This is a genomic window from Priestia sp. BR_2, assembly GCF_041954005.1.
GTDB classification, from domain to species: domain Bacteria; phylum Bacillota; class Bacilli; order Paenibacillales; family Paenibacillaceae; genus Paenibacillus_AQ; species Paenibacillus_AQ lautus_A.
Genome location: NZ_JAVFHM010000041.1, coordinates 1 through 1,066 on the forward strand (window position 1 = coordinate 1; position 1,066 = coordinate 1,066).

Consider the following 1,066-nt stretch of genomic DNA (forward strand, 5'->3'; position numbering starts at 1 on the left):
CACAAAACGTAACCATAGGCTCACGCGGCAAGCAGCCGATTATTGGAGATAACGTATACATTGCTCCTGGGGCAATTTGTATTGGAGGAACGATTGGAGATAATGTAGTAGTAGGAGCCAATGCGGTAGTGACAAAAGATATTCCCAGTAACTGTGTTGTAGCTGGGGTGCCGGCTGAAATTATCAGCACGGAGATAGAGAAGTACGAGAAGTATGTAAAAAAAGAATAATAGAGTAAATATAAAAAGATCTCTAAATTTTAGAGATCTTTTTAAATCTGTAAAGTAAAAATAAAAATAGTGCTCCACCAAATGAATCAATAGCCACATCAATAATTCGTCCGTCACGTCCAATAATAAAAGCTTGATGCAGTTCGTCTAAAAAAGCAAAACAAGCGAGTAAAACCCACGCTTTTATATATCTCCAAGAACTTTTTTTCAAATTCCAGTAAATTAATAAGGCTAATAAGCCGAAGAAAGAGATATGAGCAATTTTACGTAAGATAAATTCTAAATTAAAGCCGTATGTATAAGACGTATAAAATTCACTGCCAGGATGTAACACGGACCAAAGAGTAGCTTTATGATTCCAGACTGAAGCATTGCTCCATGAATGTGGATCCGTTACTTGAAGATGAGGCGTGTGGGAAAAATGAGAAATAGCAAGTATCATCGCAATAACAAAAATTCTTTTTAATATCATACAAAAAATTCCTTTTATTTTTAGATTTATCTTCATATCTTAAGAGAAAAGGGATGGAAATGCAAGAAATGTCCTTAAGCGTCTTTCTCCTTATATAATATATTAAGATATTTTTATATAGAAATATTTGTAATTCTCACTATTTATGACAGAAGTTCTAACAAATTGTTAAATATAGAAAAAGTAAGACTATCAACATTTAACGACATAAAAAGGTCTTTTGGGGCGGAAATATTATCTTTTCATTCAAAATACTTGTTGTATCGCAAATTTCGACAAAAAATCTTATCCCTCTTTTCCTATTTTTATGATAACATTAATTTTGTTTTTGTTGAGTCAAAAGTTATAGGTCTAATGATTTGGA

At 32.3% G+C, this 1,066-nt stretch carries 1 protein-coding gene and 1 pseudogene; one reads left to right on the forward strand and one right to left on the reverse strand.

The genetic code is table 11. The features are described 5' to 3' along the window. Positions 1–230: pseudogene (locus tag RB298_RS00490) on the forward strand (serine acetyltransferase); the annotation flags it as partial. A 22-nt stretch (positions 231–252) separates the two neighbouring features. On the opposite strand, the gene RB298_RS00495 reads toward RB298_RS00490, so the two are convergent. Continuing rightward, positions 253–702 carry a VanZ family protein gene (locus RB298_RS00495; protein ID WP_486045218.1) on the reverse strand — a complete coding sequence of 150 codons (450 nt, stop codon included), beginning with the start codon at positions 700–702 and terminating at the stop codon, positions 253–255. Between the last annotated feature and the right edge of the window lie 364 nt (positions 703–1,066).